At 72.5% G+C, this 22,656-nt stretch carries 23 protein-coding genes; 1 reads left to right on the forward strand and 22 read right to left on the reverse strand.

Annotated elements, in window-relative coordinates:
- The 5 genes from EAD98_RS02945 to EAD98_RS02965 all read right to left on the reverse strand — a co-directional run.
- The coding region (locus tag EAD98_RS02945; RefSeq protein WP_305035069.1) for a prephenate dehydratase domain-containing protein at window positions 1-565 on the reverse strand (565 nt) is incomplete at its 3' end.
- Window positions 566-574: 9 nt separating this feature from the next.
- Complete coding sequence (locus EAD98_RS02950) at window positions 575-1,081, reverse strand: hypothetical protein (RefSeq protein ID WP_121652563.1); 507 nt, start codon at window positions 1,079-1,081, stop codon at window positions 575-577.
- 214 nt (window positions 1,082-1,295) lie between these two features.
- Complete coding sequence (locus tag EAD98_RS02955) at window positions 1,296-1,685, reverse strand: ACT domain-containing protein (protein ID WP_121652544.1); 390 nt, start codon at window positions 1,683-1,685, stop codon at window positions 1,296-1,298.
- A 75-nt stretch (window positions 1,686-1,760) separates the two neighbouring features.
- Entirely contained in the window at window positions 1,761-2,219 is a 459-nt protein-coding gene (locus EAD98_RS02960; protein WP_121652545.1) for a hypothetical protein, read from the reverse strand.
- Between the two features lie 167 nt (window positions 2,220-2,386).
- Window positions 2,387-3,127 carry a hypothetical protein gene (locus EAD98_RS02965; RefSeq protein WP_121652546.1) on the reverse strand — a complete coding sequence of 247 codons (741 nt, stop codon included), beginning with the start codon at window positions 3,125-3,127 and terminating at the stop codon, window positions 2,387-2,389.
- Window positions 3,128-3,290: 163 nt separating this feature from the next.
- Here EAD98_RS02965 and EAD98_RS02970 point away from each other — a divergent pair, with 163 nt between their 5' ends.
- Entirely contained in the window at window positions 3,291-4,508 is a 1,218-nt protein-coding gene (locus EAD98_RS02970; RefSeq protein ID WP_121652547.1) for an arginine deiminase, read from the forward strand.
- A gap of 15 nt (window positions 4,509-4,523) precedes the next feature.
- On the opposite strand, the gene EAD98_RS02975 is transcribed toward EAD98_RS02970, so the two are convergent.
- The 17 genes from EAD98_RS02975 to EAD98_RS03055 form a co-directional block, all read right to left on the reverse strand.
- On the reverse strand, window positions 4,524-5,411 hold the full coding sequence (locus tag EAD98_RS02975) for a DUF5926 family protein (RefSeq protein WP_121652548.1): 888 nt from the start codon (window positions 5,409-5,411) through the stop codon (window positions 4,524-4,526).
- Between the two features lie 82 nt (window positions 5,412-5,493).
- Window positions 5,494-5,910 (reverse strand): ATP-binding protein, encoded by a 417-nt coding sequence (locus EAD98_RS02980; RefSeq protein ID WP_233583695.1) that lies wholly within the window; start codon window positions 5,908-5,910, stop codon window positions 5,494-5,496.
- Between the two features lie 55 nt (window positions 5,911-5,965).
- Complete coding sequence (locus tag EAD98_RS02985; RefSeq protein WP_121652550.1) at window positions 5,966-7,420, reverse strand: ATP-binding protein; 1,455 nt, start codon at window positions 7,418-7,420, stop codon at window positions 5,966-5,968.
- Window positions 7,421-7,476: 56 nt separating this feature from the next.
- Window positions 7,477-8,265 carry a glycerophosphodiester phosphodiesterase family protein gene (locus tag EAD98_RS02990; protein WP_121652551.1) on the reverse strand — a complete coding sequence of 263 codons (789 nt, stop codon included), beginning with the start codon at window positions 8,263-8,265 and terminating at the stop codon, window positions 7,477-7,479.
- 11 nt (window positions 8,266-8,276) lie between these two features.
- Entirely contained in the window at window positions 8,277-8,612 is a 336-nt protein-coding gene (locus EAD98_RS02995) for a rhodanese-like domain-containing protein (protein ID WP_089018477.1), read from the reverse strand.
- A gap of 58 nt (window positions 8,613-8,670) precedes the next feature.
- A complete protein-coding gene (locus tag EAD98_RS03000) occupies window positions 8,671-9,606 on the reverse strand; it encodes an LCP family protein (protein ID WP_233583696.1) in 936 nt (311 codons plus the stop codon).
- A 268-nt stretch (window positions 9,607-9,874) separates the two neighbouring features.
- Entirely contained in the window at window positions 9,875-11,146 is a 1,272-nt protein-coding gene (locus tag EAD98_RS03005) for an LCP family protein (protein WP_121652553.1), read from the reverse strand.
- Window positions 11,147-11,347: 201 nt separating this feature from the next.
- On the reverse strand, window positions 11,348-12,574 hold the full coding sequence (locus tag EAD98_RS03010; RefSeq protein WP_121652554.1) for an LCP family protein: 1,227 nt from the start codon (window positions 12,572-12,574) through the stop codon (window positions 11,348-11,350).
- Between the two features lie 76 nt (window positions 12,575-12,650).
- Window positions 12,651-13,628, reverse strand: a complete 978-nt coding sequence (locus EAD98_RS03015) for an NAD-dependent epimerase/dehydratase family protein (RefSeq protein ID WP_121652555.1) — start codon at window positions 13,626-13,628, stop codon at window positions 12,651-12,653.
- A 91-nt stretch (window positions 13,629-13,719) separates the two neighbouring features.
- Window positions 13,720-15,411, reverse strand: a complete 1,692-nt coding sequence (locus tag EAD98_RS03020) for a cation acetate symporter (RefSeq protein ID WP_121652556.1) — start codon at window positions 15,409-15,411, stop codon at window positions 13,720-13,722.
- The gene (locus EAD98_RS03025; protein WP_121652557.1) at window positions 15,389-15,754 is read right to left on the reverse strand and encodes a DUF485 domain-containing protein; all 366 of its coding nucleotides are present in this window, start codon (window positions 15,752-15,754) and stop codon (window positions 15,389-15,391) included. The genes EAD98_RS03020 and EAD98_RS03025 overlap by 23 nt, the downstream gene beginning before the upstream one ends.
- Window positions 15,755-15,939: 185 nt before the next feature.
- Window positions 15,940-16,473 (reverse strand): flavin reductase family protein, encoded by a 534-nt coding sequence (locus EAD98_RS03030; protein ID WP_121652558.1) that lies wholly within the window; start codon window positions 16,471-16,473, stop codon window positions 15,940-15,942.
- 87 nt (window positions 16,474-16,560) lie between these two features.
- On the reverse strand, window positions 16,561-18,249 hold the full coding sequence (locus tag EAD98_RS03035; RefSeq protein WP_121652559.1) for an ABC transporter permease: 1,689 nt from the start codon (window positions 18,247-18,249) through the stop codon (window positions 16,561-16,563).
- The gene (locus tag EAD98_RS03040) at window positions 18,246-19,010 is read right to left on the reverse strand and encodes an ABC transporter ATP-binding protein (protein WP_121652560.1); all 765 of its coding nucleotides are present in this window, start codon (window positions 19,008-19,010) and stop codon (window positions 18,246-18,248) included. The genes EAD98_RS03035 and EAD98_RS03040 overlap by 4 nt, the downstream gene beginning before the upstream one ends.
- A 167-nt stretch (window positions 19,011-19,177) precedes the next feature.
- On the reverse strand, window positions 19,178-20,818 hold the full coding sequence (locus tag EAD98_RS03045) for a cation acetate symporter (RefSeq protein ID WP_121652561.1): 1,641 nt from the start codon (window positions 20,816-20,818) through the stop codon (window positions 19,178-19,180).
- Window positions 20,819-21,232, reverse strand: a complete 414-nt coding sequence (locus tag EAD98_RS03050; RefSeq protein ID WP_233578087.1) for a hypothetical protein — start codon at window positions 21,230-21,232, stop codon at window positions 20,819-20,821.
- Window positions 21,233-21,276: 44 nt separating this feature from the next.
- Complete coding sequence (locus EAD98_RS03055; RefSeq protein ID WP_233583694.1) at window positions 21,277-22,536, reverse strand: DUF4173 domain-containing protein; 1,260 nt, start codon at window positions 22,534-22,536, stop codon at window positions 21,277-21,279.
- Window positions 22,537-22,656 lie beyond the last annotated feature (120 nt).

Consider the following 22,656-nt stretch of genomic DNA (forward strand, 5'->3'; position numbering starts at 1 on the left):
GCCCGGGGCGGGAGACGAGCACGAACCGGGTCACCGCGTCGGGATGGTCGGCGATCTTCTCGGCGAGCAGCGCGAGACGGTGCCGAGCCGCCCCGATCGGCGCGCAGATCGCGGCGTCGTACTCGCCCGCTCCGGCGCCGGCGGCGGCCGCGCCGTTGGAGAGGACGTCGACCACCACCGCGTCGGGCAGGTGGTCACGCAGCCAGCCCCGGCACTGGGTGGACGCCTGCGGGTGGGCCGCCACGGTGCGGACCGAGGTCAGCGAGGTGCCCGGCCGGGCGCCGAGCACGAACTCCACCGGCAGGATCACCTCCCGGGTGATCACCAGCGGCTCGCCCTCGGCCATCTCGTCCAGGGTGACACCGACCGCGCCGCCGATCGAGTTTTCCAGCGGCACCAGCGCGGCGTCGGCGTCCCCGGCCCGGACGCTGTCCAGCGCCTCCCCGACACTGCGGGCGGGCGTACGGTTGCCGCGCTCGGCGGCGGGGACGGTGCGCAGCGCCTGCTCGGCGAAGGTGCCCTCCGGGCCCAGGTAGACGAAGCGCGTCGGCGGTGTTCCTGGCATGCGGCCAGCCTACGCACCCGGCCCGACGACCGGTCCGGCGTCGCAGGCGAGCGTCTGGATCCCCACCGGACCGGTGGCCCGTACCTCGATGGTGCACACGTCGGTGCCGGCGGTGACCAGTTTCGGCGCGGCGGCCCGACCGCGGGTGACCACCTGGAGTTCCTCGTGCCCCGTCACCTCCAGCACGGTGTACTGCCAGTCGGCGGCGCAGAGCGGCCCGGTGCGGACCCGGACCCGGACGTTGTCCGGCAGCACGCCGCCCCGGCCACGCACCAGCTGCACAACCCGTTGCCCGGTCGGCCCGTTCCGGCAGGCCGTCGCGACCAGCCCGGCATCCGGGGTCGCCGTCGGGGTGTCGACCGGCGGGGTGGCGGGCGCGGTGCTCGGGGTGCCGGTCGGGCCGGGCGTCGTCGGGGCTCCGGCGCCCGTCGGCGCGCTGGACGCGTCCCGCAACTCCGGTGGGGCGCCGCAGCCCGTCAGCACCCCGATGGCGAGGAGCGCGAGCGCGCCCCGCAGGACCCGGTTCGTGGGTCGGGCGCGGGTCGCCACCGGATCACGGACGGCCGCCGGATCGTGGGTCGCCGGTGGGGCGTGGGGCGTCGTCCGCGGTGGGGTGAACGCGCGGCGGGGCGGGGTGAACGGCACGGGCCGATCCTCGGGACATCGGAGAACGTCGTCGTGGCCGGGGTGGCCGAGCCCATCGTAGGGGGAGCGGCCGGCGGGGTGAAGGTCAGCCGAGGACGCGGTGCCCGGCGCGCTCCAGCGCCGCCGTGCCCTCGGTCAACCGCACGGCCGGCACCAGCAGGTAGTCGGTATCGAAGGTGGAGAACGTGACCACGCTGACCCGGGCCTCGGCGAGCGGGTCGACAAGCGCGGCCAGGGTGTTGGTGCCGGCCACGTCCACCGGGCTGGTGACCCGCAGGCAGCGCCAGACGGTCTCCACCACGGCCTGCGCGGGGGCCCGCTCGGTCGGGCAGATCACCGAGATCCCGTCGGCGGTCCAGCTCACGGTGACCACGTCCGCGCGGCCCAACCCGCTCGACAACGCGTACGGCAGGGTGGAGCCGGCGGCCAACCGGCACACGGCGTACTCCCCCGGCAGCAGAGCGATATCGAGCATGAGGGCACCTTACGGCCTGGGTGCGGACGCACCCCAGCATCGCCGCGTGCGGCGAACGACACACTCCGTCGCAGGTCAGACCTCGGAGAAGAAGGTGAGTGAGCCGGCCACGGCGCCGTCGGCGAGCACCGGGGTGGAGATCGCGTCGACGGTCGCGTCGGAGCTGTCCGCCGAGGCCGCCTGCACCCGGAGCAGACCGCGGGCGAGCCGGCCGGACGAGAGCGCCAGCAGGGGCGGAATCTTGTCGATCTCGGCCTCGGTCAGCTCGCCCCGGTTGGCGGTGAAGTCCAGCAGGCGCAGCCCGCCGTCGAGCAGTGGGCGCCCGATCAGGCCGTCCGGCTCGCCCAGGCAGAGCAGCTCGCAGCCGGCGGTGGAGATGGCCACCACCCGGCTGTCGGCGTCGATCAGCAGGCACGGCTCATCGGCCCGGCCGACCGTCGAGGACCACTGGCCGAAGTTGTCGGACTCCGGCTCTGTCGAGGCCCGCGCCGTCGGCACGAACACTTCCGAGAGCGAGAGTTCGACGTGAGCCACCGAGCCTCCTATGTACACCGACGGACTGTCCACGCTAGCGCGGTCGCCGACGGAACCACCGAGCGCACCGGGCCACCGGCCGCACTGCCTGAGCCGGGGCGGCCGGTGACGGCGCGGAAGCCGGTGGGGTGGACGGGGACCGCAGCCGCGTGGCGTCGCCGGTGACGTTACCGGCGGTTGGCCGGCTTGTCAGCGGCCGTTCGGCCCTCGTCATACCACCGGTAGTCGGCGGTTGGACGGTACGTGCCGTTCAGCCAGGTGCCCGGGTGCTGCGCGACCCGGGACAGCTTCTCGGCCGTGGCGGGGCTGATCCGGCTGCCGCCGGCCACGAGGAGACGGTCCAACTCCCGGTGCGTGGCCATCAGGCAGTCCTTCGGCAGGCCGTAGACGCTGATCACGCCGGAGCCGACGAAGGTCAGCACCGGCGTCACCGGCACGGGCAGCCGCACCGCGGCGGAGAGGGCCTTGCTGGCCCGCTTGGCGTCCCGGCGGGCCTCCGCCACGTACGGCGGTCGCTTGCCGTTGATCTGCACGACGTCCCCCGCGACGAGCACACGGGCCCGGCCGTGGTCGGCGATGGTCACCGCGAACAGGCCGCTCGGCCCGATGGCGAGGAACCCGGCGCGCTCGTCCTGGCCACGGTCGAGCAGGACGTCGGCCACGTCGGTGCGGGGCCACTCGATGACGTGCCAGGCCGGCCCGAGGTGGTCGAGCTGGCCCAGGGCCCGTGCTCCGGCCGCCTCCAGCCTCCGGGCGCCCCGCTCGGCCCGCCGACGGCGGGCCCATTCGAGCGGTGTCGGACGCACCGGTGCGAGAACCCCCGGCGACTCGACGCGGGGGTGGGGCACCGCGACGGGCGGCAGTGCCCGGGCGGACGGTACGACTCGTCGTGCGGGAAAGACAGTCATCGCGACCTCCGGCAAAAGGTCCCTCGAAGTTATGTCCCCACTACCCTACGTTGACACTCCCCGTGTTCGGCAAGCCGGAACGCCGGAGTGACTGTGGATGAATGCCATATTCATCCACAGTTCTTTTCTCGGATGCCGCCAAACCCTGCCCTACGCTGCTGGGGTGACCCACTACGTCGACAGCGAAGTCGGCCGGCTCGGCACCGTACTGCTGCACCGGCCCGGCCCGGAACTGGCCCGGCTCACCCCCCGCAACAACGACTCACTCCTGTTCGACGCGATCCCCTGGGTCGGCCGCGCCCAGGAGGAGCACGACGCGTTCGCCGCCGCGCTGCGCGAGCGCGGCGTCGAGGTGCTCTACCTGGCCACCCTGCTGGCCGAGACGTTGGCCGTCGCGGACGCCCGGGCCGAACTCACCGAGCAGGTGCTGCGTTCGCGCCGGCTCGGCGACACCCTGCGCGCCCGGGTCGCCGACCACCTCTCCTACCTGGACCCGGTCGCGCTGGCCGACGTGCTCACCGCCGGGCTGGCGCACGAGGAACTGCGGATCAGCTCGGAACGGCCGGGCGGCCTGGTCTACACCCTGATGGACCGGCACGACTTCGTCATCGACCCGCTGCCGAACCTGCTCTTCACCCGGGACTCGTCGCTCTGGATCGGGGACCGGGTCGGGGTCACCAGCCTGGCCATGCCGGCCCGCAGCCGGGAGACGACCCTCACCGACGCCATCTACCGCCACCACCCGCGCTTCGCCGGCACCGAGTTCGTCTACCGCCCGCACCTTGAGCACCTGGAGGGCGGGGACGTGCTGCTGCTCGCCCCCGGGGTGCTGGCGGTCGGGGTGGGTGAGCGGACCACGCCGGCCGGCGCCGAACGTCTCGGCCGGCAGGTCTTCGCCGCCGGGCTGGCCCACACCATCCTGGTGGTGCCGATCGCCCAGGAGCGCGCCACCATGCACCTGGACACCGTCTGCACGATGGTCGACGTGGACGCCGTGCTGATGTATCCCAACGTCGCCAGCACGCTCTCCGCGTACACGGTGATCGCCGGCGCGGACGGCGAGGACCCGCGGGTGGACGGACCCGCGCCCTTCCTGCGGGCCGCCGCTGACGCGATGGACCTCGACCAGCTCCGGGTCATCGACACCGGGCTCGACCCGGTCACCGCGGAACGCGAGCAGTGGGACGACGGCAACAACACCCTCGCCCTGGCGCCCCGGCTCTGCGTCGGCTACGAGCGCAACACCGAGACCAACGCCCAGCTGGAGCGGGCCGGCATCGAGGTGATCCCGATCGCCGGCTCCGAACTGGGCTCCGGCCGGGGCGGCCCGCGCTGCATGTCCTGCCCGATCACCCGCGACCCGCTGCCCGTCGCCGGGTGAGCGGGCCAGCCGCGCTCAGCGCAGGGTGAGCTGGCGACCGAGCAGCCCCTGACGGGCCCGCCGGCCGGCGGCGTCCAGCGGGTCGGTGGCGGCGAGAGCCTCGGCGTACCGCTTGGCGAACTGCGCCACCGGGTCCTCCCAGTCCGTCGCCGGAGTCTCCTCCGGCAGGTCCCAGACCGGCACCAGCCGACCGTGGGCGCGGAACATGCCGGCGAACCGGGTCTGCTCGCCGAGCGGCAACGTGCCGGCCGCGCCGAGCCGGGCCAGCGCGTCGAGGGCGGTGTCCTCCTCGTCCGGCAGCACCCAGCGCACGTGCGCCTTCTCCGGCACCTGGCACCAGTACGCGGCCTTCGCCGCGGTCAGCCGCACCGTCGGGTAGATGGCCGCGTTGGCCCGCTCCAGCGACGCCTGCACGGTCGGGTCGTCCGTGGCGCCCGGGTCGAGCCAGAACTCGAACCCGTCGTGCATGGTGATCTCCAGTGGGCCGTCCACCAGGACGTCCTGCAACCGCGGGCCGGGGCCGGGCAGCGGCGGCACGGCCACCTGGCCGCCCGGCTCGGTCCGCAACGCGCAGAGCAGCGCCTCGGCCAGGTCCCGGGAGACGTCGCCGGACTGCTGGTGGCGCTGGAGACCGATGAGCACCCGGCCATCCGGCTTGGTGATCGCCGGGGCGGCCATCGGCAGCACCGTGGCCAGCGTGACCGGACGGTCCCCGAACTCCTCGACGAGGGCGGGCGCCAACCGCAGCGGCGCGGATGCGGCGGGCACCAGCTCGCGCAGCGCGATCCACTCGGGCTCGTCGACCAGCCCCTCGAACGGTCGGGGCACGAAGATGTCCCGCACCTTGTCCCGACGGGGGGCGGTGTCCGCTGCGGCGCGCTGGCCTTTTCGACGCTTGCTCACGGCGTCACAGCCTAGAGGCCCGACCGGCTCGTCGTGGGTGGGACCCGCCCCCGGGGCCGGTGTCGAAGCCCCGGACCGTTGCTCAGCCCGTCGTCACCAGGTCGGGCCGGGCTGTCGGCACCGGGTCGAACTCCGCCCAGACGCGCTGGCCCAGGCCGTCCCGCTCGACGCCCCACCGGGTGGCCAGGCCGGCCACGATGTGCAGCCCTCGGCCATCGGCCGCGTCGGGGTCGGCCGTCCGGATCCGTGGCCCGGTGCCCGCGCCACCATCGGTCACCCGCAGCTGGATCCGCGGCCCGTCGGCGGCGGGCCGCATCCGCCAGGCCACCCGGACCACACCGCCGGGCAGCGGGCGGGCGTGCCGCACCGCGTTGCCCACCAGCTCGGCGAGTACCGCGATCAGGTCCGCGAGGAGCCTCGGGGGTACGACCTCCGCCAGATCGTCGGCGAGCCGGTGCCGGGCCAGTCGGGCTCCGGTGGGGTGGTGGGGGACCACCACGCACCACGCCCGTTCCTTCGCTGCCACCGCCGCCTCCACGTCACGCCACCGCCGGTCAACCGCGCGGCAGCCGCACCTCTGCGACCGTACCGCCGCCGGCCCTCGGACGTAGGGATACCCATCCATTCTGCTGTTCAACGATCCGGCGGACGAGATAGAGACCGAGCCCCGCGCCCGGGTAGCCGCGCCGGTCGCCGGACTCGCCCTGCCAGAACCGGTCGAACGCCCGCTCCACGTGCTCCGGGCGGATGCCGATGCCCCGGTCGCTGACCCGGAAGGCCACCAGCTGACCGTCGACCGCGGCGGTGATCTCGATCGGCGCATCCGGCGCCGAGTACTTGCCGGCGTTGGTCGTCAGCTCGGTCAGCACGGTCACCAGGCTGGGCCGGTGGCCGAGTGCCTTGGGCAGGTCGGCCGGGAGTCGGAGCACCAACCGGCGGCGCAGCTCCGCCGGCAGGTCGACGACCGCCGAGCGCAACGCCTCGCCGAGGTCGAACGGGGTGGGGGGGTCGTCCCCCGGCCCCGCCTCGGCGGCCGAGGAGAGCAGTCGGTCGACCAACCGGGCCAGCTCGTTGGCGCGCTGCCCGATCACCCGGGCGGCCTGCCGCCGGTCGGACTCGGTCAACGAATCCCAGTGGTCGGTGAGGGTGTCCGCGTACCCCTTGATCACGGTGACCGGGGTGCGCAGCTCATGGCTGGTCACCGCGACGAAGAGTTCGCGGTCGTGGTCCCGACGCTGCTGGTCGGTGATGTCGCGGAAGGTGACCACCCGCAGCGTGCCCGGACCGGGCAGCTCGCCGGAGGTGATCCGCAGCCAGCGCCCGTCCGGCAGGCGGTGGTCGCGAACCTGGCCGGACGGCGGCAGCGGAAACGGCAGCGGGCGGCTCAGAGCCTGCTCGGCCGTCCGGCCGGTGACCTGGGCGGCGGCCGGGTTCCAGAGGCGGACGTGCCCGTCCCGGTCGACCACGGCCAGCCCGTCGGCGAGCGCGGCCACCACCGGCCCGTCGCCGTGCACGGGCAGCCCGGTCTGGTCGCCGTACATGTGCGCTATGCAGGAGGCGAGGTAGGCGACCACCCCCTGCTGCTCGGCGCCCGGCTCGTCGTCGCCCGGGTAGAGCGCGTGCAGGCTGCCGACGGTGTGGCCGCCGATCTCGGCCCTGGAGACCACCATCCGGCGCAGGCCGCAGCCGGCCAGCTCGTCGGCGAGCTTGCCGCTGAGGTGGGCGACCCGGGCCTGGCGGACCCGGGGACCGGACAGCAGGCAGACAGTGTCCGGGTCGTCGGCCGCCAGCGGGCGGCCGAGGATCCACTCCGCCGCCCCCGTCGCGGCGATCACCCGACCACCGGTCGGGCCGAACTCGGCGAACGCCATGCCGGCCGCGCCGAGCGCCGGCTGGGCCACCCGTAACAGCTGGGTGAGGACCGGCAGGCCGGCGTCGCCAGAATTGATCATCTCGATGACGACGGTGTGGCCGGCGATGAGAGCGGGAAAGTCGATACGCTCCGGCATGTGCCGAGTGTGCCCCGCCGGCCCGGATTTCGGCACCCCTGCCGGGTCGGCGCCGGTCAGCGATCCAGCCGGGCCAGGGCGTGTGCGGGCCGATCGGTGATGATCCCGTCCACCCCGGCGGTCAGCACCAGCTCCAGGTCCGCCGGGTCGTTGACCGTCCAGACGTACACCTCGTTGCCGGCCGCACGCAGCGCGGGCAACAGTTGCGGGCGAGCCCGGACCAGGCCGATGCCCGGGCCGGCGATGCGGGTGCCGAACGGCAGCCGGCCCAGGCGGAGCCAGCGCGGGAGCACCTCCAGCAACAGCACCGTGGGCAGCGTCGGGGCCAGCTCGTGGACCCGCCGGACCGCCAGCGGGGAGAACGACATGACGGTGACCTGGACCGGGTCGTCCGGCGCCGGGTCGGCCAGCCCGTACTGGCGCAGCAGGGCGACCAGCCGCCGTTCCACGTTCGAGCCGTAACGGGACGGGTGCTTCGTCTCCACCAGCAGCCGGACCGGGCGGCCGGCGGCCAGCACCGCGTCCAGCAGCCGGGTCAGGGTCAGCAGCCGGGTGTGCGACTCGTCGGGCGGCAGATCACCGCTCGGCGCGCTGCCGGGATGCCAGGAGCCGAAGTCCAGCATCTCCAGCTCGGCGAGCGTACGCGCGCTGACCAGGCCGCTACCGTTGCTGGTGCGGTCCAGTCGCCGGTCGTGCACGCAGACCAGATGCCCGTCCCGGGTCAGCCGGACGTCGCATTCCAGACCGTCGGCGCCCTCGTCGAGGGCGCGCAGGTAGGCGGCGAGGGTGTGTTCCGGAAGGTCGTACGAGGCGCCGCGGTGCGCGAAGACCAGAGGCCCGCCCATCCCGGCCGCCTTCAGATGACCTGGCCGGGCTGCCCGTTGGCGTCGACCACCGGGCGGCCGACGGCGGCCCACTGGCGCATCCCGCCGTCGGCGTTGCGCACCTGCTCCCAGCCGTTGTTCACCAGATAGGCGACGACCTGGGCGGAGCGCCCGCCGGAGCGGCAGATGACCGCCACGTCCCGGTCGGTCGGCACCTCGGCCAGCCGCGCCGGCAGCTCCATCATCGGCAGGTGATGGGCGCCGGGAGCATGGCCGGCCGCCCACTCATCGTCTTCCCGCACATCCAGCAGGTAGGTGTCGTCGGCGATCTCGGTCACGGGCACGGTGGGAACCTGGGGTCCGAACACAGGTACCAACACTAGATCCTCACCGGCCGGATCGGCATCGACCCGGCCGTCGGCACCATCACAACCGGGTCACCCACCGTGGGTTGGCCTGAGCCCAGGCGGGCACCCTGGTGCCGCGTACGGCCTCGAAGAGCCCGTTGCCGCCGTTGTCCAGCACCACGTACGAGACCTCGCCGATGGTCTGTGGGGACGAGGGCACCTGGACGCCCCGCATCCCGTCGGGTGGCAGCGCGCGCAGCGCGAGGAGCAGGTCCTCCAGGGGTACGCCGTTGGTGTCGACGGTCAACGAGCCGCCGACGGCCCGGAGCACCTGGTCCAGCTTGACCGGGTTGGTGCGCAGGTCCGCCTGACCGGCGCGGTCCAGCATCGCCCGGAGGAGTTGCTGCTGGTGGTGCTGGCGGTCGTAGTCGCCGCCGGGCAGGTCGTAGCGCTGCCGCACGTAGTCCAGCGCCTCCGCTCCGTTCATCTGCTGGCAGCCGGTGGGGAAGACCCGGTTGGTGTGGATCGAGCGGACCTCGGTGTCCACGCACATCTGCACCCCACCGAGCAGGTCGATCACCTTCCGGAAGCCGGAGAAGTCGATCAGCGCGGCGCCGTCGAACCGGATTCCGGTGAGTCGGGTGAGGGTGGTGGAGAGCAACCGCGTGCCGGCCTGGCCGCCGCCGCCGTGCTCGTACGCCGCATTGATCTTGTCCTGGCCGCCGGGGAAGCCGTTCGTCGCCGGAATGGCTACCAGCAGGTCACGCGGGATGGAGACCAGGTACGCCTCCCGGTGCCCGGCGGGCACGTGCACGATGAGGATGGTGTCCGAACGTTGGTCCGGCCTGTTCTCGCCGGGGCGGCGGTCGGTGCCGACCAGCAGGTAGTTGAGCGGCCCGTCCACGTCGGTCCGGTCGGTGCGGGCGTCGAGGTCGAGCAGGATCTCCTTGGCGACCGCGCGGTCGTACCGGTGGCTGAGCGTCTTGAGCCCGGCCAGGGTGAGCCCGGCCAGCAGGACGAGAGCCAGGCCGATGCCGAGCAGGATGCGCGACCCACGGGCGCGGCGCGGACGGGCGGATGGGGCCTCGTCAGCCCGGTCCGCCGCGTTCCGCCCCGACCTGGACGTGTCCGCCTCCCCGCAGCCGATACGTGAAACGTGCTCACGTCAGGCTACGGTCAGTGACCAAAGGGTCGCCGGCTTTCCGGGACTTTCGGCCGGAGGCCGCCCTGCGGGCGACCCGGGCGGGCGTCGCCCTGCAAGCGACCCGGGCGGGCCGCGGCGGTCACTTACGGCTGGACATCATCTCGGGGTGAGCGAAGACGAATTCGCCCAGCTTGTCCTGCTTCATCGCCCGGAACATCTCCAACGTCTCCTCGTTCAACGCCTCGCGCTTGTTGGCGTTGCCGTTGAACGTGCCGTTGTTGGTCTTGAGCATGGTCAGATCGTTCGCGGTCACGCCGCGCATGGTGAAGATGAACTTCTCAATCGGCACACCGCCGGTGTCCAGCACGAACGCCTTGCCGGCCGCCTTGATCAGCTGCTGGAGCTTCGCCGGGTTGGTCAGCGTGCCGCCATCGGTGGCCTTGCGGGCCATCGCCTTGATCAGCTGCTGCTGGTTCTGCTGGCGGTCGTAGTCACCACCGGGCAGCCCGTAGCGTTGCCGGGCGTAGTCCAGGGCCGCCCAGCCCTCCATCTCCTGGCAGCCCTTCTTGTGCACCACCGTGGTCATCTGCTTGCCGGTCTTCTTGGCGTCGGCGTTCCACATCGGCTGGCCGTCGACGAACGACATGTGCTTCGACTTGACCTCGTGACTCACGCAGATCCGCACGGTGCCGAGGGTGTCGATGACGTTCTTGAAGCCACCGAAGTTGATGATCGCCGCGCCGTCGAAGCTGACCCCGGTGAGCCGCTTGATCGTCTGCGCCATCAGCTGGGCGCCGCCCTCCCAGCCGCCGCCGTTGCGAGCGCCGGCCTGGAAGGCAGCGTTGATCTTGTCGGTGCCGCCGGCGAACCCGCTCTTCGGGAACGCCGGGATCTGCGCCTCGGTGTCCCGGGGAATGGAGATCAGATACGCCTGGTCGTGCGAGGCCGGGATGTGCAGGATGATGATGCTGTCCGACCGGACGTCGTCCGCGGCCCACCGCTCCCGCGCGTCCACGCCGAGCAGCAGCATGTCGATCGGGCCGTCCAGGCTCGCGCCGCCCTCGGCGTCGGACTTGCCGGCGTCACCGAGCAGGTTCCGCTGGGCGATGTCCCCGGTCGCCTGGCTGATCAGCACCTTGCTGCCGACGATGCCCACCCCGCTGGTGAGCATTAGCACGGCCCCGAAGATCACCGTCAGCCGGGCCCAGAGCGGATCCTTGCGCTTCGAACGCTTCTTCGCCGGCCCACCGCCGGAGCGGCCACCGCCTCCGGACCGGCCACCGCCACCGGGCGGTCGACCACCCGGCCCGCCGCCCGTGGGGCCCGGCTGGATCGGAATGGACGCGCCGATCCGGCCGCTGGGGGCGGCGGACCCGGTTGACGAAGGGCGACGGCTGGCCTGAACCGGCATGCGTGCTCCAGTTCGTGTTCAGGAGGGGGCGGCACCACTGTACGTATGTCGATTCGACTTGGCGAGTTCATCCCGGGTCAATCCGGACGCCAATTTCGCCGGGGTCGGTCGACCGGCGACACCCGATGACCGAACGGGCCGTTGCCGATCGAACGGTCCGGTCGTTCCGGGTCGTACCGCCATTACCGGCCGCCGGCCGGGTCAGCCGCCCTCGGTGCCCTTGGGCTGGTTGGCCTTGACCCAGTCCGCCATGGTGTCCGCCGACATGGCCCGGTACATCGCCAGCGCCTTCTCCCGGTCGGAGACCACCACCGACTCGCCGTTGATCGTCTGGCTGCCCGAGTTCGGGCTGGTCACGAAGGTGAGGTTCTGGCCGCGCAGGTTGCGGAACTGGATCGCCATGTCCGTCACCGAGAAACCCTCGTCGACGGTGGCGGCCGCGGTCACCGACTGGAGGAAGTCGTTGAGCTTCTTCGGGTTCGCCAGCGTGCCCGTGCTCGCCGCCTTGTCCAGCAGCGCCCGGAGGAACTCCTGCTGGTGCCGCATCCGGGCGAAGTCCCCGTCCGGGAACTGCTTGCGCTGGCGGATCCAGTCCAGCGCCTCCGCGCCGTCCATGTGGTTGGTGCCCTTGGTGAACGTCCGGTACGGCTTGTGGATCGAGGTGATGGTCCGCTCCACCTTCAGGTCGACGCCGCCGAGGGCGTCGGTGACCTGCTTGAAGCCGGCGAAGTCGATCGCCATCACGTGGTCGATCCGGACGTCGGTGAAGCACTCCACGGTGCGGACCGCGAGCGGCAGGCCGCCGAACGCGAACGCCGCATTGATCTTCGCGCGCTCACCGGAGCCGCAGTCCGCGCCCGCGCTCTGCGGGATCGGCACGTAGAGGTCACGAGGGATGGAGACCAGGTAGGCCTCCTGGTGGTCGGCCGGGATGTGCATCACGATGATCGTGTCGGCCCGCCACTGGCTCTTCGTGTCGACCGGGGCATCCGGGTCCCGAGAGTCGCTGCCGACCAGCAGGATGTTCAGCGCCCCGTCGACGGTCTTGGCCGGTCGGCCGCCGGTGATCTCCGCGAACGGATCGGTCCGGGCCAGGTCGCCGTCCAGGTTGCGCGCGTACAGCCAGGCGCCGATGCCGCCGAGCAGCGCCAGCACCAGCACCGCGATCCCGGCCACCAGGCCGATCCGACCCCACCGCGGTCGTGGACCGCGGCGGCCCGGTCCACCGCCGCCACCCGGTCCGCCGGGCCCGCGCGGCCCCTCCGGGCCGCCCGGCCGGAGCTGCTCCTCGTCCGGCGACGGGTACCAGCGCGCCTCGGACGGACGGGCGCGTCCGGAGGCGCCCCGGTCGGGGCCGGGCACGGAGGCGCGCCCAGCGCTGCGGTGCAGGTACGGGTGCGGAACTCCGGCAGACGAGGTCGCGGACATGTAACTCAGGGTACGTAGGGCGAGCCACAACCGCCCTCAGGCGACACTCAGCGAGCGGCCGTGCGTCGCCGGCCGGTTACCCTAGCCGCGCCCGGAAGTGCTCGATCGTGCGTCGCAGGCCGTCTTCGGGCGCCACGGTCGGCTCGTATCCGAGCAGTTCGCGGGCGCGGGTCAGGTCCGGGCGACGCATCTCCGGGTCATCCGAGCTTCGAGTGATGTAGGTCACTTCCGAGCTGCTGCCGGAGAGCGACACGATCAACTCGGCCAGTTGCCGCATGGTGAGCTCGTGCTCGGTGCCGCAGTTGATCGGGCCGGTCTCGGTCGAGTCGAGCAGCAGCAGGATGCCGCGCACCAGGTCCTCGACGAAACAGATGGACCGGGTCTGGTTGCCGGTGCCGTGCACGGTGATCGGCTCGCCGCGCAGCGCCTGCGAGATGAAGGTCGGGATCGCACGGCCGTCGTCCGGCCGCATCCGCGGGCCGTACGTGTTGAAGATCCGGACGATCGCCGCGTCGAGCCCGCGGTAGCGGTGGTACGCCATGGTGGCCGCCTCGGAGAAGCGCTTCGCCTCGTCGTAGACGCTGCGCACCCCGATCGGGTTGACGTTGCCCCAGTAGGTCTCGCGCTGCGGGTGCTCCTTCGGGTCCCCGTACGCCTCGGAGGTGGAGGCCATCAGGAACCGGGCGCCGTCGGCGACCGCGCGGTCCAGCAGGTGCAGGGTGCCCACCGAGCCGACCCGCATGATCTCCACCGGCAGTTGGGTGAAGTCGGTGGGGCTGGCCGGCGAGGCCATGTGCAGGATCGCGTCGAACCGCTCGGCCAGCGCCGGGTGGTGCGTCGGCACACCGTCGGAGATGTCCGCCTCGACCAGGGTGAAGGTCGGCCGGTCCAGCAGGTGGGCCACGTTCTCCTTGGAGCCGGTGACGAAGTTGTCCAGCGCCACCACCGTGCAGCCCCGGGCGATCAGGGCATCCACCAGGTGCGACGGGACGAAACCGGCGCCGCCGGTGACGAGAACGCGGTGACCGGAACCGAAGCGCTCAGCAACCTTCATACCGGTCAGCCTACCGACCCTCGAAATTGGGGAAGGGCCCCCGGTGAACGCCAGGCGTTCACCGGGGACCCTTCTCGACAAAGTGCCGCGATCAGTGGGCGCCGGCGCCGGTGAGGGCGCGGACCTCCAGCTCCGCGTACTTGTCCTCGTCGTGCTCCTTGGAGACCAGGGTGCCGATCCAGCCGCACAGGAAGCCGAACGGGATCGAGAGGATGCCCGGGTTGGACAGCGGGAACCACTGCCAGTCGTGGTCCGGGAACATCGACGTCGCCGCACCGGAGACCACCGGCGAGAAGAACACCAGCAGTACGGCCGAGAGCAGGCCACCGTAGATCGCCCACACCGCGCCGGAGGTGTTGAACCGCCGCCAGAACAGGCTGTAGAGGATCGCCGGCAGGTTGCCCGAGGCGGCCACCGCGAACGCCAGCGCCACCAGGAACGCCACGTTCAGGTTCTGCGCGTAGATCGACAACAGGATCGAGACCGCGCCGATCACCAGGGCGGAGATCCGGGCGACCCGTACCTCCTGCCGCTCCGACGCCTCGCCCCTCTTCAGGACGTTCGCGTAGAAGTCGTGCGCCAGGCTGGACGAGGAGGCCAGGGTCAACCCGGCGACCACCGCCAGGATCGTGGCGAAGGCGACCGCCGCGATGATCGCCAGCAGGGCTGCCCCGCCCAGATCGCCGCCGAGGAAGTCGATGCCGAGCGCCTCGGCCAACTGTGGCGCGGCCGTGTTGCCCGCCTTGTCCTGGGCGGTGATCGCCTCGCTGCCGACCAGTGCCGCGGCGCCGAAGCCGAGGGCCAGGGTGAGCAGGTAGAAGGTGCCGATGATGCCGATCGCCCAGAGCACGCTCTTACGGGCCGCCTTCGCGGTCGGCACGGTGTAGAAGCGGATCAGGATGTGCGGCAGGCCGGCGGTGCCGAGCACCAGGGCGATGCCGAGCGAGAGCAGGTCGACCTTGTTGTAGAACGTCTGTGTCGCGTTGCCGGCGACCTCGACGCCGTACCGCAACCCTGGTTCGAGGAACGCGCTGCCCTTGCCGGACGAGGCGGCGGCGTCACCGAGCAGCGACGACAGGTTGAACTTGTACTTGGCCAGCACCAGCAGGGTCATCACCAGCGCGCCGCCCATCAGCAGGAACGCCTTGACGATCTGCACGTAGGTGGTGCCCTTCATGCCACCCACGGTGACGTAGATGATCATCAGGGCGCCGACCATGATGATGGTGGCGACCTTCGCGGTCGCCGCGTCCATGCCGAGGAAGGTCGTCCCCGGCCGGATGCCGAGCAGCAGCGCGACCAGCGCGCCGGCGCCCACCATCTGAGCCAGCAGGTAGAAGATCGACACCGTGATGGTGGAGACCGCCGCCGCCGTACGCACCGGACGCTGGCGCATCCGGAACGCCAGGACGTCGGCCATCGTGTACCGGCCGGAGTTGCGCAGCAGCTCCGCGACCAGCAGCAGGGCCACCAGCCAGGCGACCAGGAAGCCGATGGAGTAGAGGAAGCCGTCGTAGCCGTAGAGCGCGATGATGCCGGCGATGCCGAGGAACGAGGCGGCCGACATGTAGTCGCCACCGATCGCCATGCCGTTCTGGAAGCCGGAGAAGGACCGGCCGCCCGCGTAGAAGTCGGTCGCCGTCTTGGTCTGCCGGCTGGCCCAGATGGTGATGGCCAGGGTCACGGCCACGAAGACCAGGAAGAGCGTGATGGTCAGGTTGCGGGCGGTGTGGTTGCCCGCCTCCGCCGCGAGGAGCGTGTCAACCGCGAGGGCCGTCTTCATGGGTCACCTCCCCGATCTCGGCACGGATCCGGTCGGCGACCGGGTCGATCTTCCGGTCCGCGTACCGGGAGTAGAGCCAGGCGATCAAGAACGTGGAGACGAACTGGAGCAGGCCGAAGACCAGCGCGACGTTGATGTTGCTGCCGAACAGCTTCGTGCCCATGAAGTCCCGGGCGTACGCGGAGAGAATGACGTAGAGCGCATACCACAGGAAGAACGCGACGGTCATCGGGAAGACGAAGCCGCGCAGCGCGCGCCGCAGCCCGGCGAACTCGTCCGACCGTTGTACGGCCAGATATCTGTCCGGCTGGGAAGCGGTCGGCGCGGGTGTGTCCGTGGACATCTGTGGATCACCACCTTCACAGGCGTTGGAGGAGTTTCGCGCACGGTAAAGAGCGCGCTCCCCGCCGGGGAAGGCCGCGATCGACGCCGGTCAGCGAGTGCGCCGAGCGGTTGACTGGCTGCGCCGAGTGACCCAGGTCACTCCGGTGACCGGTCGGTCGACGCGACGGCCCGTCAGGACCCCGTTCAGCCGGGCAACTCGTGGTAGCGACCGCGGTAGTGCAGCAGCGGGCTGGTGTCCTCGGCCAGGTCGACCGCCTCGATCGTGGCCTCCACCAGCAGCGCCCAGCCGTACTCCCGCGCGGTGTCCAGTCGGCAGCCGACCCAGCCGCCGGCGTCCGCCGGGACCGGCCCGTACGGCGTGTCGGTCCACGCCCCGGTGGCGAAGAGCCCGCCAGGGGCGGGGAAGAGGCCGGCGAACCGGTCGGCGAGCTGCCGGTGCGGCGGGCCGAGCGGCGCGACCGCGAACCGGCCCGCCTCCTCGATCGCCGCCCAGAGATCGGACTCCGCGTCGATCAGCCCGAGCAGCCGGTCGGGCTCCCCCTCGGCGACCAGCGTGGACGAGACGGTCAGCCCGGCCGGGCCCGGCGCGGTCCAGAGGGTCACCGGCGCGGCGAGCCGACCACGCAGCCGGCGGACCGGCGACCGTTGCCCGGCCGGCACCGCGAACGGGTCGGTGTGGTGGATCTCGGCGCCCGGCTCATGATTCACGTGAAACATTGTGACCCCACCGCCCCGTCCCGAGGACCCGACCGGCGAAGGTCCGGGCCAGGGCAGGTCGGCGCGACCCAGGACAGCGGGACCTGCTCAGCGGCGTGGCGTGACCGTGGCCAGCAGCTCCGGCTGCCGCCGGTCCAGCACGTCGCCGGCCAGGTACGCACCCAGCAGCGCCGCGCCCAGCCCGTACGCCGCGCCGACCGGCAGAGCCAACCAGAGCCAGGCGTCACCCAGCAGCGCCGCGGCCACCACCATCGGCACCCCGGCGACCGCCGCGACGACCATGGCCAGCAGGGTGAGCAGGCCCTTCGCCATGCCCGCGCCCGTGTTCATCGCGAACGGGTTGCTCGTTTCCGGCAGCGAGTATGCCCCGAGCACCGACACGAAGCTGCTCACCGCCAGCCCGGCGCCGTAGGTGGCGACCATGCTGCCGGCGGTCAGCCCGATCCAGCCCGGGTGGCCGAGCAGCAGCGACAGCGCCACCGCCACGACCGTCAGCATCGGCAGCACGTACAACGAGAAGGCCGTCATCCGCGCACGCAGCTCGACCCGGCCGGGCACCCCGGCCACCACGTTCGCGGCGTACGCGCTGCCGTCGAAGCCGAACTGGTTGGCCAGGGTGACCGAGGCGAGCACGCCGACGAAGAGCATGGAGATGGTGACCACGACCGGTGAGCTGTCGCTGGTACTCAGCGTCATGCCCTGCTCGCCCCCGGCGAAGCCCGCACCGCCGAGGTTGGTCATCACCGGCACGAAGATGCCGACCACCGCGATCGTGATCAGGTTGGCCCGGCGGCGGGCGTCCCGCCACCAGTAGCGGGCGTCCCGGGCGACCAGGGCGCCGAACCGGTCCCGACGCATCCGTCCGGTGATCCGGGGAAACAGCTGGGCGACCGCGCCACCGGTGGCGCCTCGCCGGGCCGGGGTTCGGCCGGAGCTGACCGCTCCCACCATCGCCGACTCGAGCGACCGTGACCACCAGGCCAGCAGGGCGCCGAGCGCGACCACGGTGATCAGCAGCTTGACCGGAGCGGCCCAGACCCGCCCCTGGGCCACGTCGATGCCGGCGGTCCACGGTGCCCCGAGCGGCGTCCACCCGATCACGGTCGCCACCCCGGTCAGCCGGTCCCAGTCCGTCTCGCGCAGCGCGGCCAGGCCGAAGATCTGCAACGGACCGAGCAGAGCGGCGGTCACCGCCAGCAGGACAGCCGCCAGGTCACGCACCCGGCGCGACCGCAGCATGCTGGCGAAGGCGCTGGTCACCGCCCGGCTGGCGGCCACACAGAGCAGCAGCCCGGCGACCACACCGACGACGGCCACCACCCCGGCGGACCAACCACCCAGCCTCCAGGCGGTGAGCACCAACCCGAACGTCGCGATCAGCATCGCCAGCGCCGACACGCTGACCAGGGCCGCGGCGAACAGGCCGAGGACAAGGGTGCGGCGGGGCAGGGGCAGCAGAGCGAACCGGGCCGGGTCCAGTGTCTCGTCGACCCCGAAGAAGACCAGCGGCAGCAGCAGCCAGCCGAGCACCAGCAGCCCGCCACCGCCCGCCGCGACCAGCATCGCGTACCGGCCGTTGCCCGTCATGCCCGGCACGGCGAAGAGGAAGAAGCCGCTGGCGGCGAACCAGAGCCCGACCAGCGCGCCGCCGATGAACATCGCGAGCCGCCAGCCCTGACCGCGGAAGCTGTTGCCCATCACCCGCAGCTTCAGCCGCAGGAAGTGCCGGGCGGAGACGGCGCGGACCGGCCCGGCGGGCGCGGCGGCGGTGCTCATCGGGAGAGCCACGACAGCTCCTCACCGGTCGCGGTACGCCCGCCGACCACCTCGACGAAGACCTGCTCCAGCGAGCGGTCGCCGCGTACCTCCCCGATCGTGCCGACCCGCTTGATGGCGCCCCCGGCGAGAATCGCCACGTGCGAGCAGAGCCGCTCGACGACCTCCATCACGTGGCTGGAGAAGACCACGGTGCCGCCGCCGGCCGCGTACCGGGTGAGGATGTCCCGGATCAGTGCGGCGGAGACCGGGTCGACCGCCTCGAACGGCTCGTCCAGCACCAGCACCCGGGGGCCGTGCAGCAGCGCGCAGGCAAGGCCGATCTTCTTCTTCATGCCCGCCGAGTAGTCCACCACCAGCGTCCGGCCGGCGTCGCCGAGGGCCAGCACGTCCAGCAGCTCCGCGGCCCGCTGGTCGACCACCGCCGGCTCCATCCCGCGCAACAACCCGTTGTACGCCAGCAGCTCCGCCCCGGTCAGCCGGTCGAACAGCCGCATCCCGTCCGGCATCACGCCGAGCAGCCGCTTGGCCGCGACCGGGTCCCGCCACACGTCGTGCCCGAGGACCCAGGCCGAACCGGCATCGGGCCGCAACAGCCCGACCGCCATCGACAGCGTGGTCGTCTTGCCGGCGCCGTTCGGGCCGAGCAGGCCGTAGAAGGAGCCGGCGGGGACGTCCAGGTCGACGCTGGCAACCGCGATCGTGCCGTCGAACCGCTTCGCCAAGCCGCGCAGCGCGAGTGCGGAGTGCTCACCAGTCATGAGCCGACGCTATCTGTCGGGCACCATTTCCGCGCTCCCGCCGTAGGCGGACCCGTCGTCATCCCCAGGACGGACGTCCCGCGATCTCCCGCTGGCGGTACCCGTCCGTTCGAGCCCGATTCGACCAGCCGTCGTGCTGGCGGGAAGGGCTGGAGCAGGGGGTCCACCTACATGCGGAGTGCTTCGGGGGTGTGGAGGCGGAGCATGGTGGCAGCGACGTCGGCGGGGGCCCGCCGGCGGGTCGCCATCGACACCGCGACCATCACGGTGAAGGCCAGGGGTACCGTCCAGGCGGCCGGTTGCGCGGTGAGCGTGGCCGGCCAGCCGGACAGTGGCGGGCCGAGCACGGTGACAAGCACCGCGCCGATCGCCGCGCCACCGCCGACCAGCACCCCGGCGGCGGCGCCCAGGTCGGTCAGTCCGCGCCACCAGATGCCGAGCACCAGCAGCGGGCAGAAGCTCGACGCGGCGACCGCGAAGGCGAGCCCGACCACCTGCGACACGTCCAGCCCGGAGACATTGAGCGCCAGTACCGCGGGCACGCCGCCGGCGATCACCGTGGCCCACCGGAAGCCGCGCACCGAGCCACGGCCGAGAACGTCCGTCGAGATCACCCCGGCGACGCTGGTCAGCAGCCCCGACGAGGTGGAGAGGAAGGCCGCGAACGCGCCCGCCGCGACCAGCGCGGCGAGCAGCCGCCCGACCAGCCCGTCGCCGAGCGCCGCGCCCGGCAGCAGCACCACCACCGCGTCGGTCTGCCCGCTGAGCAGCAACTGCGGGGTGTAGATCCGACCGAGCACCCCGTACAGGGTGGGTAGCAGGTAGAAGACGCCGACCAGGGCCAGTACGACCAGCGTGGTCCGGCGGGCCGCCGCGCCGTCGGGATTGGTGTAGAAGCGGACCAGCACGTGTGGCAGGCCCATGGTGCCCAGGAAGGTGGCCAGGATCAGCGAGTACGTGGCGAACAGACCCTGGTCGTCGTCGCCGGCGGTGCTGGGCAGCAGCCAGTCGCTGGCGTCGGTGGCCACCCCGGAAACCTCCGGCACCGGGTCGCCCGCGGCGAAGGTCAACTCGTCGCCGGGGCTCACCTTCCGGATCTCGCCGTCGGGCAGGGTGAGGGTCGCGCGGTGCTCGACCACGACGGTGGTCGCGGTCCGGAATGCCGGCCCGTCGGGCGGGGTCACCGCCGGGCGGGCGTCGGCCTGCCACTGCAACACCAGGAAGATCGCCGGTACGGCCAGCGCGGTCAGTTTGAGCCAGTACTGGAACGCCTGGACGAACGTGATCGCCCGCATCCCGCCGAGGGCCACGTTCGCGGTGACCACGGTGGCCACCAGCAGGGCGCCGACCGGGTACGGGGAGCCGGCCACCGTGGCCAGCGTGAGCCCGGCGCCCTGGAGTTGCGGCACCAGGTAGAGCCACCCGATGAAGATCACGAAAGCGGTGGCCAGGATGCGCAGCCGGCGCGATCCCAGCCGCAGCTCACAGAAGTCCGGGAGGGTGAACGCGCCGGAGCGGCGCAGCGGCGCGGCCACGAACAGCAACAGGGCCAGGTAGCCGGCGGCGAACCCGACCGGATACCAGAGCACGTCCACGCCGTACTTGAGAACCAGGCCGGCGATGCCGAGGAAGCTCGCCGCCGACAGGTACTCCCCGCCGATGGCGGCGGCGTTCCAGGTCGGACTGATCGCCCGGGAGGCGACCAGGAAATCGGAGGTGGTGCGGGCCAGCCGCAGCCCGTAGAAGCCGATCCCGACCGTGACCAGGGTGACCGCGACGATGGCCGGGACCACGTAGTCGTTGCCCACTCAGCGCTCCGGCCGCTGCACCAGGTCGGTGAAGTCCTGCTCGTTGCGCTCCGCCAGCCGCACGTACGCCCAGCCCACCCCGATCAGGAACGGGAAGGACGCCACACCCAGCAGCAGCCAGGGCAGGTTGACGCCGGCGACCGTCGTCCGGCCGAGCGAGGGCGCGATGGCGAACAGCCACGGCAGCCCGCCCAGCCCGATGGCCACCACCAGCGAGAGGCGCAGCGCCAGCGCGAGCTGGGCCCGGACCAGGCCGCGGACCAGCGCCTCGCCGACCTGCGTCTGCTGCGCCAGCTCGGTGCGGGTGCGCTCGGCGCGGCTGTCCTGCCGGGTGATGTCGGCCAGCACGATCCGGGTCCGCCGGGGCGGCGGCGCCGTACCGCCGGGCCCCACGTCAGGGAGTCGCTTGGCCACCCCGGCAGTCTCGCCCGCCCTGCCGGAATGTCAAGCGCTGACGTTCACCAGCGCAGCGGACCGGGACAGTCCGTGAGGCCGACCGCCGGGGTCGTGCCCAGCTCCCGCCGGGCCTGCGCGCGACCCAGGTTCGCCGCCCAGAGGCCGTCCCGGGGCAGCTCGTCGGCGATCTCCCGCAGCGCGCACGCCCGCAGCGGCTCGGGTAGCCGGTCCAGTGCCGGTACGGCGTCGGCGGAGAGCCGGGAGAGGTAACCGACGTCCAACCGGCCGGTCTCCAGATACCGGTCGACGTTGCGGTCGGCGATCAGCCGATCCGGGTTGACCAGGGCCAACCCGAGCAGCGCCAGCACCGCCATGCCGATCACCAGCCGGGGCAACCAGTCTGCCCGCCAACGCGCCACGGCCACCCCGACCAGGACGAAGAGCAGCCCGAGCCAGAGTTCGACGGTCGCCACGACGAGCCTGAGCCGGGTGGCGCCGTACGCGTCGGCGTAGACCTGCATCCGGTAGAGCGCGGAGGCGACGACGACCAGGCTGAGCGCGGTGAGTGTGCCGAGGAGCGCGCGGACCAGCAGCCGGTCGGCCCGGGTCGCCGTCGGTGCCCGGCGGGCGGCGATCGCGATGACCAGCAGGGTGAGCGCGGTGACGGCGAGCAGTTGCCAGAAGCCGCCACGGGCGTACTGGGCGTAGGTGAGCCCGGCCGTCCGGAGCACGTGCCCCGCGCCGCCGAAGAACACCGTCAACTGGACCAGCACGAAGGCGGCGAACAGGGCGTCGAGCAGCGCCAGCGGCAGGGCCCACTCCAGCCGGTGCGCCGGTCGGGTCGGCGCCGTTCGCAGGCCGTCCAGGTCGGGCGGGCGGGTGACCAGGTACGCGCCGCCGAGCAGGCCCCCGCCGATCAGCAGCAGGCGTGCCAGCCAGCCGAGCACACCACCCGCCGAGAAGTCGGGCAGCACGCCCGCGACCAGATCGGCGAAGACCGCGTCCGCCGAGGAGAAGAGCAGACCGAACAGCGTCAGCAGCCCGGCCGAGACCGCGAGGCTGCTCAGGATCCGTCCGGCCCCGGGACCGGCCGGGCGGGTGCGGCGCAGCCCGCGTACCGCCCAGGGAAGCGCCCGAACCGCCGCGGCCGGCGGCAGCAGCGCGGCCACCAGCATTCCGAACGGGCTTCGCCCGCCGGTCACCGCGAGCGTGGCGGTGACCGCGGCGGCGACCAGGCAGAGCGCGAAGAGCCAGCCGGCGGCTCGGATCGAGCCGACCGCGACCAGCGCGACGGTCGCGGCGGCCCAGACGGCCCGCGCCACCCGTCCCGGTGCCCCCGTGGCACCGGGACGGGCGTTGGCCGGCGCGGTGGCCGGCCCGGGGGTCGCGCTGGTCGTGCTGGTCGCGGGGGTCGCGTTGACAGCGGGGGCCGTGCTGGCCGC

It is taken from the genome of Micromonospora sp. CV4 (assembly GCF_003667455.1).
Classification (GTDB): domain Bacteria; phylum Actinomycetota; class Actinomycetes; order Mycobacteriales; family Micromonosporaceae; genus Micromonospora.

Excerpts from the sequence above, each read along its gene's own strand:
- EAD98_RS02990 (WP_121652551.1), bottom strand. The coding sequence starts at position 8,265 with ATGGGCGGGCCTCTGGTCTTCGCGCACCGCGGCGCCTCGTACGACCTT.
- EAD98_RS03005 (WP_121652553.1), bottom strand. The coding sequence starts at position 11,146 with ATGCCGGTTCAGGCCAGCCGTCGCCCTTCGTCAACCGGGTCCGCCGCC.
- EAD98_RS02955 (WP_121652544.1), bottom strand. The coding sequence starts at position 1,685 with ATGCTCGATATCGCTCTGCTGCCGGGGGAGTACGCCGTGTGCCGGTTG.
- EAD98_RS03040 (WP_121652560.1), bottom strand. The coding sequence starts at position 19,010 with ATGACTGGTGAGCACTCCGCACTCGCGCTGCGCGGCTTGGCGAAGCGG.
- EAD98_RS03035 (WP_121652559.1), bottom strand. The coding sequence starts at position 18,249 with ATGAGCACCGCCGCCGCGCCCGCCGGGCCGGTCCGCGCCGTCTCCGCC.
- EAD98_RS02985 (WP_121652550.1), bottom strand. The coding sequence starts at position 7,420 with ATGCCGGAGCGTATCGACTTTCCCGCTCTCATCGCCGGCCACACCGTC.
- EAD98_RS03030 (WP_121652558.1), bottom strand. The coding sequence starts at position 16,473 with ATGTTTCACGTGAATCATGAGCCGGGCGCCGAGATCCACCACACCGAC.
- EAD98_RS02965 (WP_121652546.1), bottom strand. The coding sequence starts at position 3,127 with ATGACTGTCTTTCCCGCACGACGAGTCGTACCGTCCGCCCGGGCACTG.
- EAD98_RS03025 (WP_121652557.1), bottom strand. The coding sequence starts at position 15,754 with ATGTCCACGGACACACCCGCGCCGACCGCTTCCCAGCCGGACAGATAT.
- EAD98_RS03020 (WP_121652556.1), bottom strand. The coding sequence starts at position 15,411 with ATGAAGACGGCCCTCGCGGTTGACACGCTCCTCGCGGCGGAGGCGGGC.
- EAD98_RS03015 (WP_121652555.1), bottom strand. The coding sequence starts at position 13,628 with ATGAAGGTTGCTGAGCGCTTCGGTTCCGGTCACCGCGTTCTCGTCACC.
- EAD98_RS03010 (WP_121652554.1), bottom strand. The coding sequence starts at position 12,574 with ATGTCCGCGACCTCGTCTGCCGGAGTTCCGCACCCGTACCTGCACCGC.